The sequence below is a fragment of the Streptomyces sp. JJ66 genome, assembly GCF_019303495.1.
Classification (GTDB): domain Bacteria; phylum Actinomycetota; class Actinomycetes; order Streptomycetales; family Streptomycetaceae; genus Streptomyces.
In genome coordinates this window covers 46,184-52,554 of sequence record NZ_JAEVFI010000022.1, presented here as the reverse complement: position 1 = coordinate 52,554, position 6,371 = coordinate 46,184, and the positions used below count along the sequence as shown (strand labels likewise).

Sequence of the window (6,371 nt, the reverse complement as noted above, 5' to 3'; positions counted from 1 at the left end):
AGGAACGGACGCTTCCTTCGGACACCCTTCCAGGCGATCCTCCGGGCGCTTCCCTTCGGTGTCTCCACTCTAACCAATTTCCCAGCCGAGTCATAATCGGCCTTTTGGGAGACTTTCGGCATCGCCAAAAGGATCCCGTGCGGGAGATCGTCGAAGTGGATGGCCACCCTACGCGGCGTCCACGCGATCCGTTGCTGAATGATCTTTGTGAATGCTCTGCCTGCGTCCAGCGGCTCGGACTACATTAGGCGTCCGGCCGCCCGGCGTCAAGTGGCTTCTGGCGGCGGCGCGGTTGGTGGGGCCGGTAGGGGCTCACCGTGGGGTCGCCCTCGATCCAGAAGCGGTACGGATGGTGAGCGCCGTCGCCGCCGACGCCCGTGCGGGGACCGGTGCGGATGCTGCTGGACACCGGCGGCTCCCCGCCCGTCAGGCTGAGCGCGGCAGCACCGTCGGGGGCACACAGGTCGGTGCCGTTGAGTCGGCGGTCCACGTCGAGGGCAGTGGCCAGGCGGGCGGGGCCCTTGGCCAGCTCGCTGTCGCGCCGCGCGGTGTGGCGCCGGGGGCGGGCGAGTTCGGCGCCCGTCACGACCTCGCCGGCGCGCAGGAGAACCCCGGCGGCCGTGCCCGGCGTCTCACACACCAGGTTCAGGCAGTGCCACATGCCATAGGTGAAGTAGACGTACGCGTGCCCGGGAGGTCCGAACATCGAGGCGTTCCGCTCGGTTTGGCCACGGTAGGCGTGGGAGCCCGGGTCGCGTTCACCCTCATACGCCTCCACCTCGGTCAGCCGGACCTCGATCGGTCCGTGCGGGGTGTGCCGTACGAGGACCCGGCCGAGCAGGTCCTCAGCGACCTCTAGTACGGGACGGTCAAAGAACGTTCGGGGCAGGGCGGTACGGTCACGGGCGACGAACATGCCAGTCGAGGGTAGTCGAGTGGCAGGAAAGGACGAGATGGCGTTCAAGAAGCTGTTCGCGAGTGTGGGCATCGGCGGCGCGTCGGTGGAGACCGTTCTCTCCGACCCGAACGTGCTGCCCGGTGGGGTCGTGCACGGAGAGGTGCGCATCGAGGGCGGTTCGGTCGATCAGGAGGTCCAGGGGCTGTCGGTGGGCCTCCAGGGCAAGGTGGAGGTGGAGAGCCAGGACCAGGAGATGCTGCGGGACATCGAGTTCCACACGCAGCAGCTCGGCGGCGCGTTCGACCTGCGGGCCGGGGCGTCTCACGTCGTGCCGTTCGCGCTGGAGATCCCGTGGGAGACGCCGATCACCACGTTCCTGGGGCACCAGCTGACCGGGATGCACATCGGCGTGAGCACGGAGCTGGCGATCGCCCGGGCGGTGGACTCCTCGGACCTCGACCCGGTGCACGTCCACCCGCTGCCCGCGCAGCAGGCGATTCTCGACTCCTTCGGGGAGCTCGGTTTCCGCTTCAAGAGTGCGGACCTGGAGCAGGGCGCGATCCGCGGCACCCGGCAGCGTCTGCCCTTCTACCAGGAGATCGAGTTCTACGCGCCGCCGCAGTACCGGGGGCTGAGCGAGGTGGAGCTGTCCTTCGTCGCCGACGGCCGGGGGATGGACGTCGTACTGGAGATGGACAAGAAGGGCGGCATCCTCACCGGCGGCAGCGACTCCTACCGGTGTTTCCAGGTGGACCTGGAGCGGTTCGGCGAGACCGACTGGACGGCCCACCTCAACCAGTGGCTGGCCGAGGTGGGCAGCAAGCGCAACTGGTTCTGAGCCCGCCCGCGCCGTGCCCGCCTGGCCAACCCGGCCGGACCTGTTCTGCCCGGCTCAGCTCAGCAGGACGGACATCAGCAGGACGGACAGGGGCGTGGCGCGCGCATCCCAGAAGGCGGCGGCCGCGGTCAGCAGGTCCCGCGGCCGTCGCCGCATCCTCGGGTGTCGCCTCTGGTTAGGCTGGCCAGTGGATCACATGCCAGCGATACAGGAGGTTCTGACGTGCCCGAGCAGAAGCGGCGCCCGCTCCCCCACGACTTCCATCCTCCGGTGGCGTCCTTCACGGTGGTCAGTGACGACGTCAGCGACGGGCAGCCACTCGGCGCGGCCCAGGTGCAGTCCGGCGGCAACGCCTCGCCGCACCTGCGCTGGGAAGGCTTTCCGGAGGGCACGAAGAGTTTCGCGGTGACCTGCTTCGATCCGGACGCCCCGACCGGCAGCGGTTTCTGGCACTGGACGGTCTTCGACATCCCCGCCTCGGTCACCGAGCTTCCCGCCGGTGCGGGCAGCGGGGACGGCGCCGGGCTGCCGCAGGGCGCCGTGCAGGTGCGCAACGACTACGGCGCCAAGGAGTTCGGTGGCGCCGCGCCGCCGCCCGGCGACGGGCCGCACCGGTACGTGTTCACCGTGTACGCAGTCGGTGAGGAGAAGCTGGGGCCGGACGCGGAGGCGACTCCGGCCGTCGTCGGCTTCAACCTGCGGTTCAAGGCGATCGGACGCGCGCACCTCATCGGCGAGTACGAGGTCCCAGCCGAAGGCTGAGCCGTGAAGCCGGGACGGGGACACGCTGCCGGAGTGGCTTGCGGTTCCGGCCGCGTGAGGCGGTTCCCGGTCTCACGCCTTCCCCGGCGAGTAACTGGGGCTACCCCCGCGCCCCGCTGCTGCGGCTCCCGCATCTCCTCCGCCGGAAGCGCTGAGTTCAGCCCGTTCTGGCGCATCCCCCAACGGTATTGCTGGGGGATGCGCCAGGACAGGGTCAAGCTGTGCAGGGGCAGCCTTGCCGGTTTCGGACAGAGCGGGGCCACTTCGCGCCCCGCGCACGAGCCCCGGCCCGGGCTGCGGAGTCAGTCGATCGGGGGGCGTTCCGGAGAGCGCTGGGGGGCGGGGACGCTGGGCGCGGTAGCACTGTTGCCGTGTCCCTTGAAGCTGTCGAGCGCGCCGCCGAGGCCCTTGAGCGCGTCGCCGATCTCGCTGGGCACGATCCACAGCTTGTTCGCGTCGCCCTCGGCGATCTTCGGCAGCATTTGCAGGTACTGGTAGGACAGCAGCTTCTGGTCCGGGTCCCCGGCGTGGATGGACTCGAAGACGGTGCGGATGGCCTGGGCCTCGCCTTCGGCGCGCAGGGCGGCGGCCTTGGCGTCACCTTCGGCGCGCAGGATCTCGGACTGCTTGTGGCCCTCGGCCTGGAGGATCTCGGACTGCCGGACACCTTCGGCCTGGAGGATGGCGGCGCGCTTGTCGCGGTCGGCGCGCATCTGCTTCTCCATCGAGTCCTGGATGGACGTGGGCGGCTCGATGGCCTTCAGCTCCACGCGGTTGACGCGGATGCCCCACTTGCCGGTGGCCTCGTCCAGCACGCCGCGCAGGGCGGCGTTGATCTCCTCCCGGGAGGTGAGGGTGCGCTCCAGGTCCATGCCGCCGATGATGTTGCGCAGCGTGGTGACGGTGAGCTGTTCGATCGCCTGGATGTAGCTGGAGACCTCGTACGTGGCGGCGCGCGCGTCGGTGACCTGGTAGTAGATGACGGTGTCGATGTTCACGACCAGGTTGTCCTGGGTGATCACCGGCTGGGGCGGGAAGGGCACGACCTGTTCGCGCAGGTCGATGCGGTTGCGGACCGTGTCGATGAACGGCACGACGATGTTGAGGCCCGCGTTGAGCGTGCGCGTGTAGCGGCCGAAGCGCTCGACGATGGCGGCGCTGGCCTGCGGAATGACCTGAATCGTCTTGATGAGTGCGATGAAGACCAGCACCACCAAAATGATCAGGACGATGATGACGGCGTCCATCGCGTCCCCCTGGAGTGAGTTGCTGACGTGAGAAGTTGGCCGGCAGCCACCGGCCGGGCGGTCCTCGGCATCACATCACGACAGCGGTGGCGCCGTCGATTTCGACCACGTCAACGCGGTGACCCGGCTCGTAGGCGGTCTCGGCCTCCAGCGCCCGGGCGGACCAGACCTCACCGCCGATCTTGACCCGGCCGCCGCTGCCATCGACGCGTTCGAGCACGATGGCCTGGCGGCCCTTGATCGCATCGACACCGCTGGCCAGTTCGGGGCGCTCGGCCCGCATGCGGCGGGCCACGGGCTGGATGACGAGGATCAGTGCCGTGGAGACCACGGCGAAGACGACGACCTGCGCGACGATCCCTCCCCCGAGCGCCGCGACGAGTGAGCCCGCTCCGGCGCCCACCGCGAGCATGCCCAGTTCGGGCATGGCGGTGAGCACGAGCGGAATGCAAAGCCCCACGGTGGCGATCAGCCACCACACCCATGCGTCCACCTACTCATCATAGGCGCCCGGCCAGGCTCCGGGACAGGGCACAACCTCAGCTCAGCGGCAGGCCATTGGCCGTCCAGCGGTCGCCGACGTGCTCGACGACGAGCGGGAGGCCGAAACAGCGCGAGAGGTTGGCGGAGGTCATCTCCATCTCCAGCGGGCCGGCGGTGAGCACCTTGCCCTGACGGACCATCAGCACGTGGGTGAAGCCGGGCGGGATCTCCTCGACGTGGTGGGTGACCATGATCATGGACGGTGCGTAGGGGTCGCGGGCGAGGCGGCCGAGGCGCCGCACGAGGTCCTCGCGGCCTCCGAGGTCGAGTCCGGCGGCGGGTTCGTCCAGGAGCAGTAGTTCGGGGTCGGCCATCATCGAGCGGGCGATCTGGGTGCGCTTGCGCTCGCCCTCGGAGAGGGTGCCGAACTGTCGGTGCAGGTAGTCGTTCATGCCCAGCCGGTCGAGGAAGGCGCGGGCCCGGTCCTCGTCCACGGCTTCATAGTGCTCCTGCCAGCCGGCGGTCATGCCGTAGGCGGCGGTCAGCACGGTCTGGAGCACGGTCTGGCCGGGGGGCAGCTTGTCGGCGAGTCCGCTGCTGGAGACGCCGATGCGGGGGCGCAGTTCGAAGACGTCCACGGCGCCGAGGCGGTCCCCGAGGATGGTGGCGTGGCCCGCGGTGGGGAACAGGTAGGTCGAGGCGAGGTTCAACAGGGTGGTCTTGCCCGCGCCGTTGGGGCCGAGGATGATCCAGCGCTCGCCCTCCTTGACCGACCAGGAGACGTCGTCCACCAGAGCCCGACCGTCGCGGACCACGGATACGTCCACCAGCTCCAGTACATCGCTCATGAGCGCGTTGTCTCCCATTACAGTCGCTTTCGCCCGTGCCGGTGGGCACAGTCCCCAGGGAAAACCTACGCCACGTGCCGCCGCTGGCGGCGGCCAGGCTGGTGCGCGCCGGGTCCTAGGCTGGAGGGATGCTGGAAGAACCACGGTCGGGGCGGTTGGCCGCCTGGGGGAACGCGCTGCTGGCGGGTGCGGTGGCGCCGGACGACGCGGCACCGCGCATCGTCGCGCAGGACGCCGTGCACCGGGTAGCGGGCATATCCGGAGAGCCGGATGCGGTGGGGTTGACGCTGGCGCTGGGGCGGCTGCGGGCCTTGGGCGCGGTGGGGCTGCGGGTGGCGCTGCCGGTGCCGGGGCATCCGCTGGGGCTGAGCGGTCCGCCGGAGTTCAACGCGGTGGCGCTGGAGGCCGGTGAGGCGGTGGTGGTGTCGGGGGCGGCGCTGGGGCTGGTGCCGGAGGTCACGGAGGCCGGTCCGGCGGGGGACACGCACGTGGAGGTGGTGTGGCGCTGCCACCCGGTGCGGGAGGGGCCGCCGGCGGATGTGCCGTCGCTGGGTGAGGCGGAGCGCGAGTTGCAGCAGGCGTTGCGGGAGGCGACGGGGGCACTGACCCGGCTGGACGTCGCGGGCTCCGGTCCGGTGGCACAGGCCGCGCTGGCGGCGTACCAGGCTCGGGCGGAGGCCGGACGGCAGCTGCTGGCGCCGGGCTATCCGCCGCGCGCGGTACGGGTGTTGGAGCTGGCCCAGCGGGTGGACGCGCTGGTGGGCATCGCACAGGCCACGGAGCCGGGCGCGGCGGTCAGCGCCGGGCAGCAGGCGGCCCGGGCGGAGCTGCTGCGTCCGGTGGCGCGGATGGCGCGCCGGGCGCAGGTGGCGGCGTACAACGCGTACGCGGAGGAACGCGAGCGGCGCGGCGCGTGAGGCGTGCCGCTCCGGCGGGTGCGGGTGCGCGGAACGCGCTGCGGGCCGCCGCCGGAAGTCGGCGGCGGCCCGCGAGGGTCGGGTCCGGCGTCAGTCGTTGATGCAGACGTTCCCGAAGGTGGGGTTGAGCACGCCGATGACGTTGACCGAGTTCCCGCAGAAGTTGATCGGGATGTGCAGCGGAACCTGGATCACGTTGCCCGAGATGACACCGGGCGAGTTGACCGCAGCGCCGTCGGCGTCCGCGTCGGCGACGGCAGTGCCGGCGATGGTGCCCACAGCGGCCCCCGCGGTGGCGAGGACGACGGCGACCTTCTTGCCTGCGTGCATGTGTTTCTCCTGGAACTGCTCGGGGTGTGTCGGCCCGCCGCGTCGCTT

At 70.5% G+C, this 6,371-nt stretch carries 8 protein-coding genes; 3 read left to right on the top strand and 5 right to left on the bottom strand.

All coding sequences use genetic code 11. The annotated features are described in order from the left end of the window. Positions 1 to 244: 244 nt before the first annotated feature. Positions 245 to 916, bottom strand: a complete 672-nt coding sequence (locus tag JJV70_RS16595) for a DNA-3-methyladenine glycosylase (protein WP_219048776.1) — start codon at positions 914 to 916, stop codon at positions 245 to 247. A gap of 37 nt (positions 917 to 953) precedes the next feature. Here JJV70_RS16595 and JJV70_RS16590 point away from each other — a divergent pair, with 37 nt between their 5' ends. Beyond that, positions 954 to 1,736 (top strand): sporulation protein, encoded by a 783-nt coding sequence (locus tag JJV70_RS16590; protein WP_219048779.1) that lies wholly within the window; start codon positions 954 to 956, stop codon positions 1,734 to 1,736. Positions 1,737 to 1,958: 222 nt separating this feature from the next. Continuing rightward, complete coding sequence (locus tag JJV70_RS16585) at positions 1,959 to 2,498, top strand: YbhB/YbcL family Raf kinase inhibitor-like protein (RefSeq protein ID WP_219048775.1); 540 nt, start codon at positions 1,959 to 1,961, stop codon at positions 2,496 to 2,498. Between the two features lie 302 nt (positions 2,499 to 2,800). Here the strand turns inward: JJV70_RS16585 and JJV70_RS16580 are convergent, their stop codons facing one another. From JJV70_RS16580 to JJV70_RS16570, 3 genes are all read right to left on the bottom strand, one after another. Then, on the bottom strand, positions 2,801 to 3,745 hold the full coding sequence (locus JJV70_RS16580) for an SPFH domain-containing protein (RefSeq protein ID WP_219048774.1): 945 nt from the start codon (positions 3,743 to 3,745) through the stop codon (positions 2,801 to 2,803). A gap of 70 nt (positions 3,746 to 3,815) precedes the next feature. Next, a complete protein-coding gene (locus JJV70_RS16575; protein WP_308294848.1) occupies positions 3,816 to 4,238 on the bottom strand; it encodes an NfeD family protein in 423 nt (140 codons plus the stop codon). Between the two features lie 46 nt (positions 4,239 to 4,284). Then, entirely contained in the window at positions 4,285 to 5,076 is a 792-nt protein-coding gene (locus JJV70_RS16570) for an ABC transporter ATP-binding protein (RefSeq protein WP_219048773.1), read from the bottom strand. Between the two features lie 128 nt (positions 5,077 to 5,204). Between JJV70_RS16570 and JJV70_RS16565 the strand changes: the two genes are divergently transcribed. Beyond that, entirely contained in the window at positions 5,205 to 5,993 is a 789-nt protein-coding gene (locus JJV70_RS16565) for a hypothetical protein (protein ID WP_219048772.1), read from the top strand. A 90-nt stretch (positions 5,994 to 6,083) separates the two neighbouring features. Here JJV70_RS16565 and JJV70_RS16560 read toward each other — a convergent pair whose 3' ends face one another. Further along, the gene (locus JJV70_RS16560; protein WP_219048771.1) at positions 6,084 to 6,323 is read right to left on the bottom strand and encodes a chaplin; all 240 of its coding nucleotides are present in this window, start codon (positions 6,321 to 6,323) and stop codon (positions 6,084 to 6,086) included. Positions 6,324 to 6,371: the final 48 nt, after the last annotated feature.